This window comes from Yoonia sp. SDW83-1 (assembly GCF_046762885.1).
GTDB lineage: Bacteria > Pseudomonadota > Alphaproteobacteria > Rhodobacterales > Rhodobacteraceae > Yoonia.
The window spans coordinates 1-21,257 of record NZ_JBKQXO010000002.1 but is presented as its reverse complement, the minus strand read 5'-3'; the positions used below and the strand labels follow the sequence as shown (position 1 = coordinate 21,257).

19 protein-coding genes and 1 pseudogene are annotated in these 21,257 nt (G+C 57.0%); 16 read left to right on the top strand and 4 right to left on the bottom strand.

Translation table 11 applies throughout. From position 1 onward, the window contains the following. Positions 1 to 159: 159 nt before the first annotated feature. The 10 genes from ACFWW4_RS02505 to ACFWW4_RS02460 all read left to right on the top strand — a co-directional run bounded on the left by ACFWW4_RS02505 (position 160) and on the right by ACFWW4_RS02460 (position 11,322). A complete protein-coding gene (locus ACFWW4_RS02505; RefSeq protein WP_411889423.1) occupies positions 160 to 1,971 on the top strand; it encodes an ABC transporter ATP-binding protein in 1,812 nt (603 codons plus the stop codon). Between the two features lie 175 nt (positions 1,972 to 2,146). Continuing rightward, positions 2,147 to 3,160, top strand: a complete 1,014-nt coding sequence (locus tag ACFWW4_RS02500) for a glycosyltransferase 61 family protein (protein ID WP_411889422.1) — start codon at positions 2,147 to 2,149, stop codon at positions 3,158 to 3,160. Between the two features lie 108 nt (positions 3,161 to 3,268). Beyond that, positions 3,269 to 3,859, top strand: coding sequence for a serine O-acetyltransferase (locus ACFWW4_RS02495; protein WP_393933981.1), 591 nt, complete (start codon positions 3,269 to 3,271; stop codon positions 3,857 to 3,859). Between the two features lie 2 nt (positions 3,860 to 3,861). Beyond that, positions 3,862 to 5,427 (top strand): AMP-binding protein, encoded by a 1,566-nt coding sequence (locus tag ACFWW4_RS02490; protein ID WP_411889421.1) that lies wholly within the window; start codon positions 3,862 to 3,864, stop codon positions 5,425 to 5,427. A gap of 33 nt (positions 5,428 to 5,460) precedes the next feature. Then, positions 5,461 to 5,697 carry an acyl carrier protein gene (locus tag ACFWW4_RS02485; RefSeq protein ID WP_411889420.1) on the top strand — a complete coding sequence of 79 codons (237 nt, stop codon included), beginning with the start codon at positions 5,461 to 5,463 and terminating at the stop codon, positions 5,695 to 5,697. A 1-nt stretch (position 5,698) separates the two neighbouring features. Then, a complete protein-coding gene (locus tag ACFWW4_RS02480; RefSeq protein WP_411889419.1) occupies positions 5,699 to 6,925 on the top strand; it encodes a type III PLP-dependent enzyme in 1,227 nt (408 codons plus the stop codon). Between the two features lie 437 nt (positions 6,926 to 7,362). After that, positions 7,363 to 8,307, top strand: coding sequence for a substrate-binding domain-containing protein (locus ACFWW4_RS02475; RefSeq protein WP_393933973.1), 945 nt, complete (start codon positions 7,363 to 7,365; stop codon positions 8,305 to 8,307). Positions 8,308 to 8,377: 70 nt separating this feature from the next. After that, the gene (locus ACFWW4_RS02470; protein WP_411889418.1) at positions 8,378 to 9,460 is read left to right on the top strand and encodes an ABC transporter permease; all 1,083 of its coding nucleotides are present in this window, start codon (positions 8,378 to 8,380) and stop codon (positions 9,458 to 9,460) included. 10 nt (positions 9,461 to 9,470) lie between these two features. Continuing rightward, complete coding sequence (locus ACFWW4_RS02465; protein ID WP_411889417.1) at positions 9,471 to 10,244, top strand: ATP-binding cassette domain-containing protein; 774 nt, start codon at positions 9,471 to 9,473, stop codon at positions 10,242 to 10,244. 79 nt (positions 10,245 to 10,323) lie between these two features. Next, the gene (locus ACFWW4_RS02460) at positions 10,324 to 11,322 is read left to right on the top strand and encodes a LacI family DNA-binding transcriptional regulator (RefSeq protein WP_411889416.1); all 999 of its coding nucleotides are present in this window, start codon (positions 10,324 to 10,326) and stop codon (positions 11,320 to 11,322) included. A 6-nt stretch (positions 11,323 to 11,328) separates the two neighbouring features. Here ACFWW4_RS02460 and ACFWW4_RS02455 read toward each other — a convergent pair whose 3' ends face one another. From ACFWW4_RS02455 to ACFWW4_RS02445, 3 genes are read right to left on the bottom strand one after another with little or no spacing between them, the layout of a single operon-like run. Then, a complete protein-coding gene (locus tag ACFWW4_RS02455) occupies positions 11,329 to 12,483 on the bottom strand; it encodes a Gfo/Idh/MocA family protein (RefSeq protein ID WP_411889415.1) in 1,155 nt (384 codons plus the stop codon). Between the two features lie 3 nt (positions 12,484 to 12,486). Next, positions 12,487 to 13,383 carry a TIM barrel protein gene (locus ACFWW4_RS02450; protein ID WP_411889414.1) on the bottom strand — a complete coding sequence of 299 codons (897 nt, stop codon included), beginning with the start codon at positions 13,381 to 13,383 and terminating at the stop codon, positions 12,487 to 12,489. A 15-nt stretch (positions 13,384 to 13,398) separates the two neighbouring features. Beyond that, positions 13,399 to 14,499 carry a Gfo/Idh/MocA family protein gene (locus ACFWW4_RS02445; RefSeq protein ID WP_411889413.1) on the bottom strand — a complete coding sequence of 367 codons (1,101 nt, stop codon included), beginning with the start codon at positions 14,497 to 14,499 and terminating at the stop codon, positions 13,399 to 13,401. 118 nt (positions 14,500 to 14,617) lie between these two features. Between ACFWW4_RS02445 and iolD the strand changes: the two genes are divergently transcribed. The 6 genes from iolD to iolG are packed head-to-tail and all read left to right on the top strand — an operon-like array spanning position 14,618 to position 20,970. Next, the gene (gene iolD / locus ACFWW4_RS02440) at positions 14,618 to 16,483 is read left to right on the top strand and encodes a 3D-(3,5/4)-trihydroxycyclohexane-1,2-dione acylhydrolase (decyclizing) (RefSeq protein WP_411889412.1); all 1,866 of its coding nucleotides are present in this window, start codon (positions 14,618 to 14,620) and stop codon (positions 16,481 to 16,483) included. Then, a complete protein-coding gene (locus ACFWW4_RS02435) occupies positions 16,484 to 17,320 on the top strand; it encodes a phytanoyl-CoA dioxygenase family protein (protein WP_411889411.1) in 837 nt (278 codons plus the stop codon). Continuing rightward, complete coding sequence (gene iolC / locus ACFWW4_RS02430; protein ID WP_411889410.1) at positions 17,317 to 18,300, top strand: 5-dehydro-2-deoxygluconokinase; 984 nt, start codon at positions 17,317 to 17,319, stop codon at positions 18,298 to 18,300. The genes ACFWW4_RS02435 and iolC overlap by 4 nt, the downstream gene beginning before the upstream one ends. 12 nt (positions 18,301 to 18,312) lie before the next feature. Next, a complete protein-coding gene (locus ACFWW4_RS02425) occupies positions 18,313 to 19,155 on the top strand; it encodes a 5-deoxy-glucuronate isomerase (RefSeq protein WP_411889409.1) in 843 nt (280 codons plus the stop codon). Beyond that, entirely contained in the window at positions 19,152 to 19,979 is an 828-nt protein-coding gene (locus ACFWW4_RS02420; protein ID WP_411889408.1) for a class II fructose-bisphosphate aldolase, read from the top strand. Before ACFWW4_RS02425 ends, ACFWW4_RS02420 begins: the two co-directional genes overlap by 4 nt. A gap of 4 nt (positions 19,980 to 19,983) precedes the next feature. Further along, the gene (gene iolG / locus ACFWW4_RS02415; RefSeq protein ID WP_411889407.1) at positions 19,984 to 20,970 is read left to right on the top strand and encodes an inositol 2-dehydrogenase; all 987 of its coding nucleotides are present in this window, start codon (positions 19,984 to 19,986) and stop codon (positions 20,968 to 20,970) included. A gap of 2 nt (positions 20,971 to 20,972) precedes the next feature. On the opposite strand, the pseudogene ACFWW4_RS02410 reads toward iolG, so the two are convergent. After that, positions 20,973 to 21,257, bottom strand: a pseudogene (locus ACFWW4_RS02410) (transposase); the annotation flags it as partial.

The following is a 21,257-nucleotide window of genomic DNA, read 5'->3' as shown; positions in this document are numbered from 1 at the left end:
TTTTGGCCGAGCACTGGTCTGACCGGGCGGTGCGGCAGATGGTTTTGGGAAACCCGTCGAACTTCTATACTTTCGGCTCAAAACGCTCTATGACGACCGGCATATATCGGACATTTTTTAGTATATTTGACACCTGGTGTCGCAAAGTAGAATGGTCTCATGATTAAGACATACGCCAAGGTTCTTTCGCTATTTGACGCAAAAGAACGCCGCGGCTTTTACCTTTTGATGCTGATGATGGTTTTTGTGGCCTTTGCAGAAATCATCGGCATCTCATCTGTTTTGATGTTTCTGAACCTTCTGGCTGATCCAGATCGCGTGACCGAAAACGCGATGTTGGGCTGGATCTATGAATACTTCGCGTTTCAATCGACCTACGCTTTTCTGATTGCCATGTCGGTGGCCGTATTCTGCATTGTGTTGGCCAGTCTGGGTGTGAAGGCGCTGAGCGCATTTACATTGATCCGGTTCGCCAACATGCGTGGCTATGCGCTGGCGCGTCGCCTGCTTCGTATCTACCTCTACCAGCCCTACGCGTGGTTCCTGACCAAAAACAGCGCCGAGATTGCGCGGAATGTGTTGAGCGAGATGGATTATCTGGTCTTTACCGTGATCGTTCCGCTGCTGCGGATCATCGCAGGGACTATATCGGCGCTTGCGATTGTGTGTTTCCTGATCGTTGTCGATCCCTTGGTATCGTTGTTGTCAGCCGGGTTGCTGGGCGGGTCTTATGCCGCGCTGTATCTGGCTTTGCGCCCGATCATTCACAATGCAGGACGGCGCAGGCTGTTGGCGAGCGACCAGAAGTACAGGATCGTGGGTGAGGCGACCGGCGGCTTCAAAGAGGTCAAGTTGATGGGCTTGGAGGAGAATTACACCCGCCAATTCAAAGCACCCGCGCTTGATCATGCAAAGTATGCAGCCCGCAACCAGACGCTTGGCGAGTTGCCGCGCTATGCGCTTGAGGCGCTGACGTTTGGCATCATGCTGACCCTCATTCTCGTTTTGCTTCTGCGGAGTAGTGGTGATTTGGTCGCCATCATCCCGACGCTTGGTATCTTTGCGTTTGCGGTGATCCGCATTTTGCCGGCGATCCAACAAATCTACCACAGTCTGGTGTCTGTGCGCGGTGGCGAAGTATTACTCAACCACATCGTTGATGAATACAACGCAGATTTCCCCATCGAAGTGGCTGATATCGAGGCTGATCAGGCGGCTGGTCGACCAGCTCTGCAATTGAACGAGATGCTGGAACTGCGCGATATCGGGTTTGGCTACGACGAAGCGCAGCGGCAGGCCCTTCATCAGCTGAACATGCAGATCAAGTCGCGCACAACTATTGGCATCGTCGGTGGTACGGGTGCCGGAAAGACGACGCTGATCGACCTGATCCTAGGCTTGCTTCCCGTACAGGACGGACAAATCTGCGTCGATGGGGTTGAGATTACGGACGACAACCGGCGTGCCTGGCAAAACACCATCGGATACGTTCCGCAAGAAATCTATCTTGTCGATGACAATATTGCTCGCAACATTGCCTTTGGTGTCCCACAAGATCAGATCAACATGCAAGCGGTCGAGAAGGCGGCTAAGGTTGCCGCGCTCCATGATTTTGTCATTGATGAACTGCCCCAAGGGTATGACACAATGGTGGGTGAAAGGGGTGTGCGTCTTTCGGGTGGTCAGCGCCAGCGCATCGGGATCGCGCGTGCCCTTTATACAAACCCAAGCCTACTGATCATGGATGAAGCAACCTCAGCACTCGACAATATCACTGAGCGTGTTGTGATGGAGGCTGTTCACAATATTCGCGCCGACAAGACTGTGATCCTGATCGCGCACCGGCTGACAACGGTCAAGGATTGCGATCAAATATACCTGATGGAACATGGTCGGGTTGTGTCGAGCGGAACTTACGATGAACTGGTTAGTGGCAATGAGACGTTTCGGAAGATGGTGGAAGGCACCTGAAGCTTGGCTGGTTCAGGATCTCCACGAGGCGGGCAGTCAGCGCAGCACAAGTTCTGCACCGTAGACGGCTGCAACTGGACACCAATCACCATGTTGCCTAGTCTACATCGCATTAAAACAAGTTTATTATGACTGAAGCCACAATATGATTTCGTTCAGACCTTTGCACGGGAAGATGCGCAGCCTGTTGCGCCGGCCCATTCCCGATATCCTGTCGAAAGATGCTGACAAATGGGAAGTTGCGCCTGGCAGTCCCAGTCATGTTCCGCCAGCTATTTTTTTGCCGGATCAGATCGAGCGCATCAGGGGCACTGAGTTTTCACCACCGGACGCCGTGATCAGGTCTTTTCGCGGTGAATTTGATGTGCAGCAGGAGCCGACCTTTGGTTATCACCTTAAAAATGTCGACCTGGTAGATGGGGTACTTTACGCGGACGGGCGGCAGCGGCATTTGCGTGCGCGCACGTCGAAATCTTTGACTTACGCGGTTCCGACCGATGTGTTGCGTGGTGTGATGTATGAAAGCTGGATCGGCAACCGCTGGTTCGGCACATGGCTGCGTCAGGACTGTCTGACACACCTACTGGTGGAACCGGAAGGTCAAACCGTCACAACCGCGCCACCGCCCAAAGGTCATGTTCCGCGCTATGAAGAATTGTTGGGTATGAGGCCGTTACGCCGACAGCATGTGCATTTCGATGAGTTGGTGCTGTTCGAAGATTTGCCCAATAACGAAGGAAAAGCAGAGCGGGCCCGGGATTTACGCAAACGCATATTGGCGGGTCGCGAGGTTGCGCCTTTGCCCGGTGTGTTCATCCTGCGCGGCAGCACAGGTGACGAACGGGTTCTCGAAAACGAACGCGAGATTGCGGACCAGCTGGCAGAAACCTACGGGTTTCATGTCCTTGACCCGACGGCGGCGACCGTCGATGAAATTGCAGACGTCTGCGGAGAGGCCAAAGTCATCGCCGGGATTGAGGGCAGCCATCTCGCGCACGGTCTTGCAACGATGCCACCGGATGCAACGCTATTTGTGATCCAGCCGCCTGAACGCGTTGTTGCCACGTTGAAGATGGTGACCGACCGACAAGGTCAGGGCTTTGCATTTGTCGTCGCCGAAGGCACCGATACAAGGTTTCGCGTGGATTGGGAGGAGGTTCAGCGCACGCTGGATCTGCTGCCGCAATGATACAGGCCCCCCGATGATCACCCATCGCTTGTCTGAAACGCGCAACGAGCTGCTGTCAAACCGAACTGTGGCGGCCCAAAATACTTGTCGAATGAAGGCGCCTGTGAAATGTGTCCCGCTGTCGTGGCGACCAAGGTTGGAGGCAACCGCGTGTTCCGAGTGTTGAAGGGTGATTATGAACGTCATGGGCGGTCTCTGTTTGAGCCCGCATTTGTGTCGTTGGCGATTTACCGGTTTGGTCATTGGGCAATTCACCTCAAGAATCCGGTGGCCCGCTGGATCGCAAACAAAATATACGCCATCTTCAAAATCTTCATTCTCAACGTGACGAAAGTGTGGATTCCGCCGCAAGTCCAGCTTGGCGAGGATTTCCACATCATCCACGCAGAGGGCAGTCTGTCGCTGCACCCCGATGTGGTGATCGGGGATCGGTGTGGGGTGATGCATAACGTGACCATTGGGACCAATATGGGCGATGGTGCGCCGGTCATCGGTGATGACGTCTTCATCGGCGTGAATTCCACCGTGCTGGGCAACATCAAGATCGGTGATCGTGTGCGCATTGGTGCAAACACGGCTGTCAGCACCAACATCCCATCGGATTCCACCGTCATTGGCTCTCCGGCCAAAGTCTATCCGCGTTTGGCTATGTTCGCCAAACCGGCTGAAAAACCCGACGACAAGAAAGAAGAGCCGTGAAGATGACCGGGACGGTTTACAGACTGCTTGCCGATAATCTGCCAGCGAACGCTGAAAAGACAGCGCTTTTCGATGCAAAACGTGCGGTGAGTTACGCAGATTTCGTGTCCGAGGCAGATGTGGTGGCTGACTATTTGACGCGGATCGGGGTGCAGTCCGGGGACCGGGTCATCGTCCATCTTCGCAAGAGCATCGAAGAGGCTGTGGCTATGTTTGGCGCGGCCAAAATCGGGGCCGTCGTCGTCAACGTGAACACGCAATGGACAGCTGAGCAGCTTGGTTATGTTGCTAAGGACTCTGGCGCGCGCGCCTTGATCACAAATACCACCGCGCTGAAAGGATTGTCTGACGGCAAGATGCCAGATGGGCTCCTCGGTATTCTTGTAGAGGGCAAATCGGGCGCCGAAGGTGCGTATGATCTGTGGACCAATCAGGCTAAGACCGGTGCATCTGCGGAGGTGGAACAGGCCGATACCGAGCTGGCGATGATCATCTATACGTCAGGCTCCACCGGGATGCCGAAGGGTGTGATGCTTAGCCATCGTAATATCCGGATCGGTGCGGAAACCGTTGTTGAATACCTGGGGTTGTGTGACACGGACCGGTTGTTGTCGGTTTTGCCTTACAGCTTTGATGCGGGGCTGAACCAGTTGACAACCATGTTGTTGATCGGAGGCAGCGTGGTGCATCAGCCAGTCGTGATGCCGACCGAGGTTGTGAAGGCGATCCAGACCCACGATGTCACCGGATTTGCGGGGGTGCCGCCTCTTTGGAACCAGGTCGTCAGACTGCTCGACAAGGCGCCATCTGACCTGCCATCACTGCGGTTGATCACCAATACTGGTGGAAAAATCCCACCTGATATCCTCGAAAAGATGCCTATGGTCTTTCCGGGTGTCGATATCTTTCTGATGTATGGGCTGACCGAGGCGTTCCGATCCACATACCTGCCGCCCACCAAGTTTGCCGAAAAGATGGGATCAATCGGCCAAGCGGTCCCTAATTCGCAAGTGTTTGTCGTCCAGCATGGCAAAGGCCGCGCCGCGCCGGGCGAGCACGGCGAACTGGTGCATGCGGGTCCGCTTGTCAGTCTGGGGTATTGGCAACAGCCGGAACTCAGTCGCGAAAAAATCCGTCCGTGCCCGGAATTGCATGATCTGATTGGCGACGCCGATGTCGTCTATAGTGGCGATCTGGTGCGCGTGGATGAAGATGGTGATTTGTGGTTCGTGGGCCGCGTGGACGACATGATTAAGACCAGCGGCTTCAGGCTTAGCCCAACCGAGGTGGAGGACCTGGTATCGCGCAGCGGGCTTGTTGCAGATGTTGTGGCCTATGGTGTCGAGGATCATGATCTGGGTCAGGTGGTGCATATCGCGGTGACGACGATTGATGATTTTGATCAGACTGCCCTGACCGGCCATTGCCGCAAGGTCATGCCGCCTTACATGGTTCCGCGCCATATCCATCACTGGCAGGGTGCCATGCCCCGTACCGCCAGCGGAAAGCTGGACCGCCCCGCCATCATTGCAGAATCGAAGACCCAAAGTCACAATACGGCTTCATAACACGACCGCTTTCCATTCAAGGACTTATTGCCCATGGCGCTGACTACCCAACAGCTGATTGACTATCTCAAAGAAACGCTGAACCTTGATGACGGTATTGATGCCGAAACCGAGCTGTTTTCGTCAGGGATACTCGATTCCGTCGCCATGATGAACGTCATCGGATTTGTTGAGGAAACCGCCAGGATCGAAGTACATCCGGCCGACGTCACCCTGGATAACTTCGACACGCCATCGCGGATTGTTCAGCTTGTCGAAAACCAGTCCTGAAATGAACAGACTTGACGCGTGTCTCGCCGAGGCTGCCGAACGGTTCGGCACGCCATCCTATGTCTATTTGACCGATGCAATCGAGACGCGCATCGCCGAGATCGAAAGCACATTGGGCAGGTGGTTCAGCCTGAGTTACGCGATGAAATGCAATCCAAACCCCGGATTGCTCGAATGGCTGGCGAAGCGTGTTGAGTATGTTGACGTGTCTTCGATTGGCGAGTTTCGTTTGGCCCGACAGGCTGGCTGGGGGCCAGCACAGGCCAGCTTTACCGGACCGGGAAAGCGTGACGCCGAAATCGCAGAGGCCGTCGACGGCGATGTAGGCGAACTGGTCGTGGAAAGCGTGCACGAGGCCATCTCCGCAAACCGTGTTGCGGGCGAGGCGGGTAAGATTCAGAACATCCTGATCCGCATCGCGCCGTCCTCAGTTCCCAAAGGATTTGGCGATCACATGGCAGGTCGCCCAAGCCCGTTCGGGATTGATATTGAAGACGCGGCAGAACAATTGCCGCAGATACTGGCGCTTCCGAACTTGTCGGTGGTCGGGCTGCATATCTACTCGGGAACGCAATGTCTGAAGCCAGATGCGATCTGCGAAAACTATCGAATCTTCATGTCCGTTTTTCGCGAGCTGTGCGAAGCTTATGACATCACTCCGCAAAAGCTGGTATTTGGGTCTGGCTTGGGCATCCCTTATCACGCTGGCGATACACCGCTGGACCTAACCGATGTGGCCAGCGTTATCGGTCCCGAACTGGATCACTTCCGATCCGAGGAACGGTTTGCCAAAACACAACTGATCCTTGAGCTGGGTCGCTACCTTGTTGGCGAAGCGGGCTACTTTTTGACGAGCGTGGTCACGATCAAGGACTCTCGCGGCACCAAGATTGGTATCTGCGATGGTGGCATGAATAATCATCTGCCCGCGTCCGGACATTTTGGCATGGTCATCCATCGTAACTATCAGATGCATCGCGTCGGCGGTGGTGAGGCTGACGAAAAGATCAATCTTGTCGGTCCGCTTTGTACATCAATCGACAGGCTGGCCAGTGGTGTCATGCTGCCGCATCTAAGTGAAGGTGATATCGTTGCTGTTCATGCCAGTGGTGCCTACGGCATCACCGCCAGCCCGATCTACTTTATCAGCCACCCGGCGCCGACAGAAGTTTTGGTCGAAGGCGGCCAATTGACCGACGTCTCAAGAAAGTTCGAACTGGCACGATAAGCGAAAATGACCGCCAGAGCAGGTTACGTTCCACTCATCACACCCAAAAATGCAACCGGTTGCAAAAACACTCCATCGGCTCTAAGGTGATTCCGATAACGGTCGAAATATGTCCGGGGGGATGCAGCCGGTATGCTGCAAAATGCGCGAAACTACACTGGAGTATCTGCCGAAAGGCGCGGTCAAATGACTGAATTGGCCAGTGAAATCGGTTGTCAAATCTCTGAAGATTACAACAGTGCAGATGCATCAATGGCAGTACCAATTCGTGCACATGACCTGCATTCAAATACTAATCGCCCCACGGCGGCCCAAAACCTCGTCGAGATCGCGTGTCTGACATGGATCGCATCATGAATTGAGGTGAAATCATCGCCCCCAAAAGGGGTCCCGGTCTTTTTGTTGCGTGTGCCGGGCACGTTTTCTGGGAGGAAACCATGAAAAAACTACTACTGACCGCTGGTTTGACAGCATTGATCGGCACCACGGCGATGGCGGAAACTATCGGCGCTTCGATCGCGCGCTTTGATGACAACTTTCTGACCGTGATGCGAAACGGTATGGTTGATTATGCTGCTGGCATCGATGGCGTTGATCTACAAGTCGAGGATGCGACAGACGATGTTGCCAAGCAGTTGGACCAGATCAACAACTTCATCGCATCCGGCGTTGATGCGATCATTGTGAATGCTGTCGATACGTCAGCGACCGAGGCGATGTCGCAAGCGGCCGCGGCAGCTGGTGTTCCGCTTGTCTATGTGAATCGCGAGCCGATCAACGTCGATACGTTGCCAGACAATCAGGCGTTCGTCGCATCGAACGAGATTGAATCCGGCACACTGGCCGCGTTCGAGGCGTGCAAGATGCTACGTGCTGCCGGCAAAGCAGGGGGCGCCAATGGCTACCTGTTGATGGGTCAGTTATCCAACCAGGCCGCCGTGCAGCGGACCAAGGACGTTGATGACGTCCTCGGTATGGATATGTGCAACTTTGTCAACATCATCGACCGCCAGACCGCCGAATGGTCGCGGGACAAGGCGCAGGATCTGATGACAAACTGGCTGTCATCGGGCGAGTCCTTCGACGTGGTCTTTGCCAATAACGATGAAATGGCGATTGGCGCGATCCAGGCGATGAAAGCCAATGGGGTCTCAATGGATGATGTCGTAGTTGTGGGCGTTGATGCCACACAGGACGCGCTGGTGGCCATGCAGGCCGGTGATCTGGACGCGACGGTGTTTCAGGATGCGTTCGGTCAGGGTGAAGGATCGGTCGATGCCGCATTGGCACTGGCCCGCGGGGAAGACGTTGACCAAAAGGTCTACATCCCCTTCCAACTGGTCACGCCAGACAACATCGACGACTTCCTCAGCAAGAACTGATGAACACGGCTCTGGGCGCTCTGACGCGCCCAGAGCGCACGACTGACATCGACGACAGAGGAGCGGGTCATTGGCAGAAGCATCGCATGGTGTCGGGGGGCTGACTTACGACAAGTCCAAGCGGTCCTGGCCGAATGAACTGAACATCTTTATTGCGCTGATCATTATCATCGCCATTTTCGAGATTCTGGGGCAAGTGCTCCCCTATATGAACGGGCAGAGCTTCCTCTTCGATACGCAGGACCGGTTCAATTCAATCTTCAACGAAGCGCGTCTGAGGATCATCATCCTGCAGGTGGCCATTATTGGCATCATTTCACTGGGTGTGACGCAGGTAATCATTTCTGGTGGGATTGACCTGTCTTCTGGTCCGTTGGTCGGGGCGGCGGCGATGATCGTGATGTCCTTTGCCCAGACCGAACTGGTCAACGGTAATCCAAACCCAAAGGCCGTGTTTGGTGACTGGGCGTTTGACCTTCCGGTGATCGTACCGGTAATTGTCGGTCTTTGTTTCGGTGCATTTATTGGCGCAATTAACGGCTCGCTCATCGCATTCACGCGCATCCCGCCCTTCATCGCGACATTGGGTATGTTCCTGATCTGCCGGGGTATCGCCCAATGGTGGACCAAGGGCCAGCCGGTGTCTTTTCCCACGGAAAGCTTTGCCTGGCTGGGGTCAGGCATGATGCCGGTCGTCTGGTTTATCATGCTGGCCGTCCTGTGTCACATCGCCTTGCGATACACGGTCTACGGCAAACACACCTACGCCATCGGATCGAATGAGGATGCGGCCCGCATGTCTGGTATCAATGTCAAACGGCACAAGGTGCTGGTCTATATGATCGCATCGATGCTGGCGGCGTTTGCAGCCATTATTCTGAGCTCCAAGAACCTTACCGCACAGACAGGCATGGGCCAGTTCTATGAACTTTTCGCCATTGCGATGGCCGTCATCGGCGGCGTCAGCCTGACCGGTGGGCGTGGCTCTATCATTGGTACGGTACTGGGTGCGATGGTGTTCGGGGCGATCCAGTCAGGGTTCACATACATCAAACTTGACGCCTTCTATCAGTTGATGGCGATGGGCACGATCATCATCAGTGCGGTGGTCCTTGACCAGTGGCGACAACAACGCGCAGCGTCAGCGGCCTGAGGGGAAAACCATGTCGGATATCATTCTGGAAACCCGCGACCTGACCAAACACTACGGTGGTGTGCATGCGCTGGAAGGCGCGGATTTCATCCTGAAACAAGGTGAACATGTCGCCATCATGGGTGACAATGGCGCTGGCAAATCGACATTCGTCCGTCAGATCACCGGGGTGGAACAGCGCACACGAGGTGAGGTGATCTTTGACGGCAAACCCGTCAACTTCGCGGGTCCTCTTGACGCCCGCGAGGCGGGTATCGAGGCAGTGTTTCAAACACTTGCCTTAGCTGACCACTTGGATGTACCCGACAATCTTTTCCTGGGCCGAGAAAAGACCAAATTCAACTGGTTAGGCCCGTTTCGGTTTCTTGATTACAAGGCCATGCGGCAGGACACGATCGACGCGCTGCAAAAGACTGGCGTGAAGATCCCCAACATCAACAATACAATCGAACGGATGTCGGGCGGACAGCGGCAATGTGTGGCCATTGCCCGGACAGCCAGCTTCCGGTCCAAGCTGACAATCATGGACGAACCGACAGCGGCACTTGGCGTGCAGGAAACTGCCCAAGTTGAAAACATTGTCCGTACGCTCAAGGAACAGGGCGAACCCCTGATCTTAATCAGCCATAATATGCGGCAGGTCTTTGACCTCGTGGACCGCATCATCGTGTTCCGACGCGGCAGGATTGTCGCAAATCTCAATAAGGACGAGACTGACGGGCAAGATGTCGTGGCCTATATCACGGGCGCCAAAACAGGTGCTGAATACGAAGGCGCAGCGTAGCAGAAGTGTCATTATCACAGGCTGGCCTGGTGCTTCGAAATTGGATAAAGACCCTTGAACTGACACAGGAGAACGCAGCTTGGCCGTGACACTCAAAGACGTTGCAGCCCGCGCGGGGGTGTCGCGCTCTGCGGTCTCGCGTACCTATACGGAGGGTGCGTCCGTCTCTGAAAAGACCCGTGCCAAGGTGCAAAAAGCAGCGGAGGCCTTGGGCTATAGCCCAAACGCACTGGCATCGTCGCTGACGACCGGACGAACCAAACTGATTGGGCTGGTTTCCAACAACTTCCACAACCCGATTTTTCTTGAAGTATTCGACCGTTTTACAAAGGGCCTGCAAGAGCGCGGTTTGCGCCCACTTCTGGTCAATCTTACTGACGAAGTAGATCCGGAAAACTCAATCCGTATGCTGCGCGCCTATTCAGTGGATGGCGTCATTGTGGCGTCATCGACATTGCCTGTCGCCTTCGCTGAAGGGTTCCGTGATGCCGGTGTGCCTGTAGTCCACTCCTTTGGGCGCCATTCGGCCAGCCCCAAGGTGAATGTGCTTGGCATTGACAATATCGAAGCCGGGCGCATGGCCGCCAATACGCTGATTGCGCGCGGCTATCGGCGACTGGCGTTTCTGGGCGGCCCCGAAACGGCCACATCGACCCAGGACCGGCTGAAAGGTTTCGCAGAGGTCAACAACGCAAACCCCGATGTCAAGATGACAGTCACGTTTGCCGACTCTTATTCCTTCGATGCGGGCCGCGCGGAAATGTTGCGCCTGCTGCGGGAAACCCCGGCAGAGGCCTATTTTTGCGGTGACGACGTGCTGTCGATTGGCGCATTATCGGCGATCCAGTCGGCTGGCCTGCAGGTGCCAGATGACATCGGCATTCTTGGTCTCAACGACATGGAAATGGCGGGGTGGGAGAACATCAACCTGACCACCATCCACAACCCGATCAAACAGATTATCGCCTCTTCGATCGAGTTGATTGAGGCATCATTGAAAGACGACACACGCTATCCGGAAGCACGATTATTTGCGTGTCATGTTGTCGAACGGGGTACTTTACGCCCGTTTTCATAGGCAGTTTCAACGAAACATGGGTGGTCGTGCATCCAGCCAAACGCCGTCCTTCTTCCCTGATTCAGCAACGGCGTAGACAGCCGCCATGGACCGCAGGCCATCTTCGGCGCGGGGGTAAAGGTTGGCAGCCGGGTCCATCACGCGCCCCTCTTTGCGTGCGCTGATCGCTTCGGCCAGATCGGTATAGATATTGGCGAATGCGAGCGGCATCCCTTCCGCATGGCCGATGGTGACGCGCGTTGTCCGGTCCGCCTCGGGTGACAGGTTCACCTCTCCACGTTCGATCACCTGCAGACGGCCGCCAAGTGGCATATAGTACAGCTGGTTCGGCTGTTCCTGGCTCCAGCGCAGCCCGCCAGTTTCGCCGAAAATCTGAATGCCAAGCCCATGTTGACGGCCGATGGCGATGGAAGAGGTCCAAAGCCTGCCAACCGCGCCAGCATCCATGCGGAAATTGACCATCGCGTCGTCTTCAAGCGTACGCACATCAATGCAAGAAACGGTATCCGCTGACAGTTTCGTCACCTCTTGCCCGGTGACAAAGCTGGCCATGTGCAGCGCGTGAATGCCGCAATCGGCGAACTGGGCCGACACGCCCGCCTGTGCGGGATCATAGCGCCAGCGGACGCGTGGGTTGTCCGCATCGGTGGCGTCGGCGTGGTGGCCGTGGGCAAACTCGGCGTTGACCAGACGGACCTTGCCAATGTCTCCACGGGCAATCATCGCGCGCATGTGCCGGACCAGCGAATAGCCGGTATAGCCATAATTGACTGCACAGATATTGCCGGTCTTTTTGGCAACTTCAACAATCTCCTCGCCTTCCTCGACGGTCATTGTCATGGGTTTTTCGCACAGCACGTGAAACCCGTTTTCCAGAAAGGCTTTGGTGATCTCAAAATGGGTCGCGTTGGGGGTCGCGACCGTGATCAGATCAACCTTGTCGTCGCGCCTTTTTTCGGCTTCCAGCATGTCCTGCCAACTGCCATAGGCGCGGTCATCAAGGCCAAGACGACGGCCATAATCGATGCCCTGTTCGGCACGATGGTCCAGTGCGCCGGCTGCAAAAGTGAACAGCCCGTCCAGACGCGCACCCAGTCTGTGGGCCGGTCCGATCTGGCTGCCTTCACCGCCGCCGATCATACCCCAATTCAGCACTGCCATGGCTCAGGCCCCCTCGAAACCGATGGATTGCAGATAGGCGCGGTTCAGTTTCGCATCGTCGATGGGCGATGTGTCGCCTGTCGGGTCGCAATCCTGTTCGACGGTGCACCAGCCGTCAAAGCCAGCGTCAAGCAGCACCTGCCGCACAGCCGGGAAATCAACATCGCCCTCGCCCAGATTGCAGAAAATCCCCTGTCCGCAGGCTTTGTAGAAATCTGTGCGGTTGGCCACCGCATCGGCTTTGACTGCAGGATCAATGTCCTTGAAATGCATATAGCTGATCCGGTCGATATGCCGCTTCATGAAGGCCACCGGGTCAAACCCAGCATAGGAATGATGACCGGTGTCGAAACAGATCTTGAGGATGCTGTCGTCAACCTCGTCCAGCAACCGCTCCAACTCAGGTTCAAAATCGATGAAGCCCGCCGCATGGGCGTGAATGCCCACCGTCAGCCCGTAATCTCCTGCGCCCATTTGGGCCACGGTTGCGATCCGGTCGCGGAACGCGGTCCATTCGGCACTATCCATCTGCTCGGCCTCAGAAGCACGACCAGCGGTCGGCGCGCGGCGGGGCGATATGCTGTCGATCAGCACCAGATGCTGCGCGCCATGGGCCTGCAACGCCTTGCAGGTACGCACCGCCCCATCCATGACATCGTCCCATTTGTTGGGATCGTGGAATGGGCGGAAAACAACGCCGCCGACCAGTTCCTGCCCGAATTCTTCCAGAGCATCGCCCAGAATGGCGGGGTCTTCCGGCATGAAACCAACCGGCCCCAGCTCTATCCCGGTATAGCCTGCATCGGCGTTTTCCTGCAGTACTTTGCGCCAATGCGGATTGCGCGGATCATCCGCGAATTCCACGCCCCACGAACAAGGCGCATTGCCGATCTTGATCATTCCTATCGTTCCTTATCAGTAGTCTGCGACATTGACCCAGGCCTGTTTGCGGCTGGAGTCCATGACGGCTGCGACGATGCGATTGACTTCGAGGCCTTCCGCAAAGGTCGGCCAGATATTGCGGTTTTCATGAATGGCGGTCAGGAAATCCCGCGCTTCGATGATGATCTGATCCTGATAGCCGGTGCCATGGCCCGGCCCCTGACAGAACGGCAGGTAATCGGGATGCGCCGGGCCGGTCAGGATCTTGCGAAAGCCGCGTTCGGCTTCCGGCCCTTCGGTCGTATAAAGATGGATCGCGTTCTGGTCTTCCTGATCGAACCGGATATGCCCTTTGGTCCCATGAATTTCATAGGCATAGCCCATTTTGCGCCCAGTCGCGACACGGCTGAAAAACATATGCCCCTGCACTCCATTCTCGAACCGGCACATCATTTGCGCCTGATCATCATTGGTTACCGCCTCACCCGCCCGTTCAGGATGCACGGTTTCAACGCTCGCACACAGGCTGGTAATCGGTCCGATCAGTGCGCGTGCGGCGTTGATCATATGTGGGGCAAGATCACCCATGCAGCCATTGGCATCACCCTGCCCACGCCAGCCGCCAATGGTGGGGTCCGCAAAGAAATCTTCTGTCATTTCGCCCCGGAACCATGTCAGCTGCCCGATCCGGCCCTCGGTGATCAGTTGGCGTGCAAACTGTGATGCCGGTGTGCGGATGTAGTTGAAACCAACCATGTTGATAGCATCCGCCGCCTGTGCCGCAGCGACCATGGCACGGCTATCGGCAAGGGATGCGCCCAGTGGCTTTTCACACAAGACCGGTTTGCCCAACGCAAACGCAGCCTCGGCAATGGCGCGGTGGGTATGCTGGGGGGTCGCGATAACGATCGCATCGACATCCGGGTCATCTACCAGCTTGCGCCAGTCGCTGGTGGCCCGGGCAAAACCATAGGCCTGCCTGCAACGTTCAGCAGAGTCCGGCGTGGTCGCGCAGACCATCTCCAGCCTAGGCCGCAACGCGGTGTTGAAGACAGCCCCAACTGCGGCAAACGCCACTGCGTGGGCCTTGCCCATATAGCCGCCACCGACGATTCCGATCCGTATGTCGGTCATTGCGGCGGCCCTCCCGAAAAACCAATTGCAACCGGTTGCAAAATGGTTATCTTTGGTTGCAGCGCGGGTCAACAGGAATGTTGGCCGTTTTCGGTTTCACCGCTTGGGGGAGGGCAGCTTGGGACAGGCAACCATCACATTGACGGTGGCGCAGGCCATCGTCCGCTATCTGGCCGCGCAGTATATCGAAATCGACGGCGTGCGGACCCGGGTCTGCGGCGGTGGCTTCGGCATTTTCGGCCATGGCAATGTGACGTGTCTAGGTGAAGCGCTGTACGATCATCAGGATGCCCTGCCGCTGTATCGCGGTCAGAATGAGCAAGGGATGGGGTTTGCCGCAGCCGCCTATGCCAAGGCGTACCTGCGCCGTCGTTTCATGTTTTGCACAGCCTCTGCCGGGCCGGGTACGGCCAACCTGCTGACCGCCTCGGCCCTCGCTCATGCCAACCGTCTGCCAATGTTAATGCTATGCGGCGATGCCTTTCTGACACGCCTGCCCGATCCCGTCCTGCAACAATTGGAGCATTACGGGAACCCCGCGCTGGGCCTGAACGATGCGTTCAAGGCGGTGACCCGGTATTGGGACCGCATCACGCATCCGGCGCAGATCATCCAGTCACTGCCTGCCGCGTTGAACACCATGCTGGACCCCGCCGATTGTGGCCCTGCGTTTATCGGATTGCCACAGGATGTGCAGGGCTGGACCTACGATTATCCGCTGTCTTTCTTTGAAGAGCGTGTGCATCGCATTCGCCGTCAGGCACCGGACGTGGCAGAGGTTGCCGATGCTGCCGCTGCATTGGCCGGGGCCAAACGCCCGATGATCATTGCAGGTGGCGGTGTGCAGTATTCAGGCGCGGTCGCAGAACTGACCGCATTTGCTGAGGCGCATGGCATTCCAGTGGTCGAGACGATCGCCGGTCGCGCCAACCTTCTCGATGATCATCCGCTGAATATCGGCCCGATTGGCGTGACCGGATCAGACAGCGCCAATGCAATTGCCGAGCAGGCGGATGTGATCCTCGCCATTGGTACGCGCCTGCAGGATTTCACAACCGGATCCTGGACGGCCTTTGCGCAGGATGCCCGGATCATCGGGTTGAACGTTGCCCGCCATGACGCGGCGAAGCATATGTCGCTGACCGTTGTCGGTGATGCGAAGCTGGGGCTGGATGCGCTGGGTCAGGCTTTGGACGGGTACAAGGCCCCCGATGCGTGGAAAGCGCAGGCGCAGGCTGAGCGCGCCAAGTGGGTCGATTACGTGGCCGAAAATACCCGCGTGGGTAATGGCCCAGCCTCATACGCGCAGGCGATTGGGGTCGTGAATGCCCATTGTCACAAACGTGACCGCGTGGTTGCCGCAGCTGGTGGACTACCGGCAGAGGTGACGGCGAACTGGCGCACGCTGGATATCGGGACCGTTGATGTCGAGTTTGGTTTCTCCTGTATGGGTTACGAGATCGCCGGCGGCTGGGGCGCCCGGATCGCGCAGGCCGAGATGGAGCCGGAACGGGATACCATCGTGTTTACCGGTGACGGGTCCTATCTGCTGATGAATTCGGACATCTATTCATCCGTCCTGACTGAAAAGAAGATGATCGTGCTGGTGCTGGACAATGGCGGCTTTGCTGTCATCAACAAGCTGCAGAACAACACGGGCAACGAAAGTTTCAATAATCTGATCGCCGATACACCAACGGCAACGCATCAGGTCGAGGTTGATTTTGAGGCCCATGCCCGCACAATGGGTGCCTTGGCCGAAACCGTGGATAGCCCTGCAGGTCTTGCCGATGCCTTTGCGCGGGCCAAGGCGGCCGACCGGACCTATGTGATTTGTATGAGGGTTGACCCCTATGACGGCTGGACGACCGGTGGCCATGCCTGGTGGGAGGTCGGGACACCGCATGTTTCAGACCATGAAAAGGTGACCGCCGCCCATAAAGAATGGGAAAGCACCCGCAGCCGTCAGCGCAAGGGGGTCTGAATGCTGCGCTTTGACGCCACGAATGCTGATCCAGTGACCATCGTTGAAGAATTGCTCAACGGGAAGGGCGCGGTTCTGATCTCGGGCCTATTCACGGACGACCAGATCGCAGAGGCGCGGCGCATCATTCACGAACATTCGGCTGAGGCGGATACCGTTACCCACTTTCAGGGGCAGGCCGCAGCCGATGGCAAACTGAACCTGCAGCGTCGGGTCTGGAACCTGCTCGCCAAGGGCGATGTGTTTTCCGACATGGCCGCACATCCGGTGATCATGACAATCCTGCGCAGGTTTCTGGGGACCGAGTTCATCATGGGGTCCATCGCGGCCAACCGGATTCTTCCCGGCGGTCCGGGGCAGGAACCGCATGTCGATTATCCCTACTGGGATTTCCATAAGGCAGAGACACATCCTGTCGGGTTGAACGGCTCTTTCCCGATGAATGCGCAGGTTTCTGTGCTGCTCGACCCGTTTACCGAGGAAACGGGCGCCACTGCCTATGTGCCCGGTTCGCAGAAAGAATTGCGCTATCCAACCGAGGCCGACAATTTCTATGACAGATGCGAAAGGATGCTGGGTGAACCCGGTGATGTCGCGCTGTTTTACGGCGTTGCCTGGCATTGCGCGATGCCGAATAAATCCAATCAGGACAGGTCGGCCGTCCTGATCAATTATCTCCCCAAATGGGTCAAGCCGCTGGAAGACATGCCAGCCGCGCTGCCTGACGATTTTATAGCCAATGCCTCGGCTAACCTGCGTCAGTTGCTGGGACTCAACTACCCTTACCCCGAGGTGCTGGATCAGGCCAAATCAGGCAACGCCGTGGGCCGCAAATGAAGCGGTTGATGGACGGCATAAAGGCCAACAATTTTGTCATCATTGGGCGGGCAGGCATGGACTTCTTTCCTGATCCACCCGGAACCAAGACCGAAGATGGCGTGACATTCACTGCCGCCCTTGGCGGGTCGTCGGCCAATATCGGTGCCGGTATCTGCAAGCTGGGCGGAAAGGCGGCGCTGGTTACCCGCGTCAGCGATGACAGTATCGGACGCTACTGTGTGAACCAGCTAAAGCATTACGGCGTCGATCCCCGCCATGTAACGCCGGTGGGTGGCGAATACCGCAACTCGCTGGCAGTCTACGAAAGCCGGATCGATGATCATCAGACGGTTATCTATCGCAACGGTGCGGCGGATTTTCAGATGAATGAGGCAGATGTGGCAGCGGTCGATTACCGCCGGTATGGCGCGCTGATCACAGCGGGCACCGTGTTTGCCGCCGAACCGTCCCGTGCTGCCACATTCAAGGCGTTTGATCTGGCCAAAGACGCCGGTTTGCCGATCATCTTTGACGTGGATTATCGACCCTATTCATGGCCATCGCCCAAGGTCGCCGAAGAGGTGTTAAGCCGGGCTGCAGCACAATGCGACATGATCGTGGGCAATGATGAAGAGTTCGGGTTCATGGCTGGGCATATCGACAAAGGGCTGAACAAGGCGCGCGCCTTGTCAGCCGACAACGCCGGTCTTGTTGTTTACAAGATGGGTCAGGGCGGCGCGATCACCTTTACCGAAGGGCGCGAAATCCGCACCGGCATCTATCCGGTCGACGCGCTGAAACCTACCGGTGCCGGTGACAGTTTCATGGCGGGGCTGATGACCTCGCTCGCTGCCGGGCATGACCTGAAGACGAGCATTTTGCGCGGGTCGGCCTGCGCGGCCATTACGGTATCAAAGCCGGGCTGCGCCCCAGCCATGCCTGACAACGCCATTCTGGAACAGTTTCTGGCCGATCATCCCGGTCCCACCGACGCATAAAGGAGCCAGCACATGCATATCGCGCCCTATGACAACCAGAACAAACCGATTGTCGATATCGATGACCCCACGGTACCCCTCAACTACTTCAACATCGTAAAGCTGAAAAAGGGTGAAGCGTTCGAATACGCCGTGCCGGGATACGAGACCTGTATCGTACCCGCGACCGGGACGGTTGATGTCGATGTCGAAGGGTTCAAGGCCGCAGCACTTGGCCACCGGGTCGAGGATGTCTGGGATGGTGAGCCTGAGGGTGTCTATGTCCCCACGGCGGCCAAGGCGGTGATGGAGTGCAAGTCTGACGAGGCCGAGGTGTTTGTCTGCGGCGCCCGTTATGACAAAGTGCTGGATGCATTCGCTGTGCGGTCAGATGAGCTGGATCTGGTGCAATACGGGTCGGACGACACCAAAACCCATCGCAAGATCAAGCATATCCTTGGCACCAAATATCATGGCAAAGTGGGTCGCCTGCTGGTGTCGGAACTTTTCACGGTCGGTGAGGGCGGTTGGTCAGGTTTTCCCAGCCACAAGCATGACACCGACCGTTTGCCCGATGAAACGCGCCATGACGAAACCTACAACTTCCGTTTCAAACCCAATCACGGGTCCGGCGTGCAGATGCTGCAACGCGAGGATGGCAAACCGGGCGATGCCTACCACATTGTCGATGGCTCGACGATCTGCCTTGATAGCGGCTATCATCCTTGCGCGGTTCTGCCGGGCTATCAGATGTATTACTTCACCATTCTGGGCGGGTTGTCCCAGCGATCCCTGATCCAGTATTTTCAGCCCAGCCACGCCTATCAGATCGAAACGATCCCGGGCATCAAAGACATGATCGCGAAGTTCAAATGACGCTCGCTACATTGGCAGAGGTGCTGCAACCTGCCATGGCAGGGGGCTACGCAGTGGCCGGTCTGGTCACGCTGGGCTGGGAGGATATGCGCGCCTTTGTCGCTGCTGCAGAGGCCGAGGAATGCCCGGTGATCCTGCAGGCCGGACCAAGCTGCCGCGCTCATACGCCGCTGCCTGTTCTGGGCAAGATGTTTCGTCATCTGGCCGAAAGTGCGCGCGTCCCAGTCGTGGGGCATCTGGATCACGGATATACGGTGGACGAGTGCAAGGAGGCACTGGATGCCGGTTTCACATCTTTGATGTTTGACGGCTCGCGCAAACCGCTAGCCGACAATATCGCAGAGACGAGGGCCATCGCCGAGATGGCGCATGGAGCGGGCATTTCCTGCGAGGGCGAGATTGGTTTTGTCGGTTACGCTGACGGCGAAAGCTCTGCCGGGACGGACCCGGAAGAAGCAGCCCTGTTCGCCCGCGAAACCAATGTAGATGCTATGGCGATCTCCGTCGGGAATGTGCATTTGCAGCAAGATAAGCAGGGTGGGCTGGATGAAGGCCGTATCGCGGCCGTTCAGGCACTAACGGACGTGCCACTGGTGATCCATGGCGGATCGGGGGTGCCGGTTGATCAGCGCAGACGCCTGGCCCGGACCAGCAATATCTGCAAGTTCAATATCGGGACCGAACTGCGCATGGCATTTGGTGATGCCTTGCGTGCAGCGGTGAATGCCGACCCGGACCGTTTTGATCGGGTGGCGATCCTGACGGACACTCATGACCCGATGGTTGCAGCAACCCGGCGGGTGTTGGCGGCATTGAAAGGATGACGAAATGCTGAATATCGGGCTTTTGGGTTGTGGGCGCATCGGGCAGGTGCATGGCGCGACGTTGCGCGGGATGAAGACAGCCCGCGCCGTGGCGGTGTCCGATGCTGTACCAGCAGCCGCACAGGCTCTGGCGGGCAGTCTGGGCGCCAAGGTGATGAGCAGCGACGACCTGCTGGCAGACCCCGCCATTGATGCAGTGGTGATCGGGACGCCAACGACCACCCATTACGACCTGATCCATCAGGCGGCCGCCAGCGGCAAGGCGATCTTTTGCGAAAAGCCGGTGGATCTGTCGGTCGACCGGATCAGGGAATGTCTTGCTGCGGTGGACAAGGCCGGGGTGCCGTTCATGACGGCCTTCAACCGGCGTTTTGATCCGAATTTCGCGCATCTCCAGCGCCAGATTGCGGATCAGGTGATTGGCGATGTGGAACTGGTGACGATCCTGTCGCGCGATCCGTCCCCACCACCGATTTCCTACATCGAAACCTCGGGCGGTATCTTTCGGGACATGATGATCCACGATCTGGATATGGCCCGTTTCCTGCTGGGCGAAGACCCGGTCGAGCTGCACGCATCCGGGTCATGTCTGGTTGATCCTGCGATTGGCGAGGCGGGGGATTTCGACACGGCCGCCGTCACGCTCAAGACGGCCAGCGGCAAGATCTGCCAGATCTCTAACTCGCGTCGGGCCAGTTATGGCTACGATCAGCGGATCGAAGTGCATGGGGCCAAGGGCCTGCTGCGCGCCGAAAACCAGCTCCAGAATACGGTGGAGCTGGCCAACGAGGCCGGGTTCCAGCGAGCAGCGACAGAGCCGTTCTTCCTCGAACGCTATGCGGCGGCCTACCGGGCCGAGATGACGCATTTCGTGGACATGATCGCGTCAGGGGGCGTCATGACCCCGTCGGGCGAGGATGGGCTGAAAGCACAGATATTGGCCGATGCAGCGACAGCCTCAGCGCAGGATGGGCAGCTGAAACGGTTCTAGGGTCAGGAGCCATAACCATACATCACGGTTGCTGTGAGTACGATTGCTGGCAGGAGGACCTTTGGACATCGATCATGGGGTGCAGCGATGTGTCTCCAGTCTTTCAGCCTGCCGAACATGATCTCAATGCGATTGTATCGCTTGCGTTCGCGTCTGTCATATCAGCGGTTTTGAAGTGAGGCTTCCGACTTGGGACACATATCCGAGTACCCCTGTCTTGCAAGTATTCTCTGAACCAATCTGTATCATAGCCGCGATCCCCAAGCAGCCATTCGACGCTCGGCAGG

Excerpts from the sequence above, each read along its gene's own strand:
- ACFWW4_RS02505 (WP_411889423.1), top strand. The coding sequence starts at position 160 with ATGATTAAGACATACGCCAAGGTTCTTTCGCTATTTGACGCAAAAGAA.
- ACFWW4_RS02500 (WP_411889422.1), top strand. The coding sequence starts at position 2,147 with ATGCGCAGCCTGTTGCGCCGGCCCATTCCCGATATCCTGTCGAAAGAT.
- ACFWW4_RS02495 (WP_393933981.1), top strand. The coding sequence starts at position 3,269 with ATGTGTCCCGCTGTCGTGGCGACCAAGGTTGGAGGCAACCGCGTGTTC.
- ACFWW4_RS02490 (WP_411889421.1), top strand. The coding sequence starts at position 3,862 with ATGACCGGGACGGTTTACAGACTGCTTGCCGATAATCTGCCAGCGAAC.
- ACFWW4_RS02485 (WP_411889420.1), top strand. The coding sequence starts at position 5,461 with ATGGCGCTGACTACCCAACAGCTGATTGACTATCTCAAAGAAACGCTG.
- ACFWW4_RS02480 (WP_411889419.1), top strand. The coding sequence starts at position 5,699 with ATGAACAGACTTGACGCGTGTCTCGCCGAGGCTGCCGAACGGTTCGGC.
- ACFWW4_RS02475 (WP_393933973.1), top strand. The coding sequence starts at position 7,363 with ATGAAAAAACTACTACTGACCGCTGGTTTGACAGCATTGATCGGCACC.
- ACFWW4_RS02465 (WP_411889417.1), top strand. The coding sequence starts at position 9,471 with ATGTCGGATATCATTCTGGAAACCCGCGACCTGACCAAACACTACGGT.
- ACFWW4_RS02455 (WP_411889415.1), bottom strand. The coding sequence starts at position 12,483 with ATGGCAGTGCTGAATTGGGGTATGATCGGCGGCGGTGAAGGCAGCCAG.
- ACFWW4_RS02450 (WP_411889414.1), bottom strand. The coding sequence starts at position 13,383 with ATGATCAAGATCGGCAATGCGCCTTGTTCGTGGGGCGTGGAATTCGCG.
- ACFWW4_RS02445 (WP_411889413.1), bottom strand. The coding sequence starts at position 14,499 with ATGACCGACATACGGATCGGAATCGTCGGTGGCGGCTATATGGGCAAG.
- ACFWW4_RS02435 (WP_411889411.1), top strand. The coding sequence starts at position 16,484 with ATGCTGCGCTTTGACGCCACGAATGCTGATCCAGTGACCATCGTTGAA.
- iolC (WP_411889410.1), top strand. The coding sequence starts at position 17,317 with ATGAAGCGGTTGATGGACGGCATAAAGGCCAACAATTTTGTCATCATT.
- ACFWW4_RS02425 (WP_411889409.1), top strand. The coding sequence starts at position 18,313 with ATGCATATCGCGCCCTATGACAACCAGAACAAACCGATTGTCGATATC.
- ACFWW4_RS02420 (WP_411889408.1), top strand. The coding sequence starts at position 19,152 with ATGACGCTCGCTACATTGGCAGAGGTGCTGCAACCTGCCATGGCAGGG.
- iolG (WP_411889407.1), top strand. The coding sequence starts at position 19,984 with ATGCTGAATATCGGGCTTTTGGGTTGTGGGCGCATCGGGCAGGTGCAT.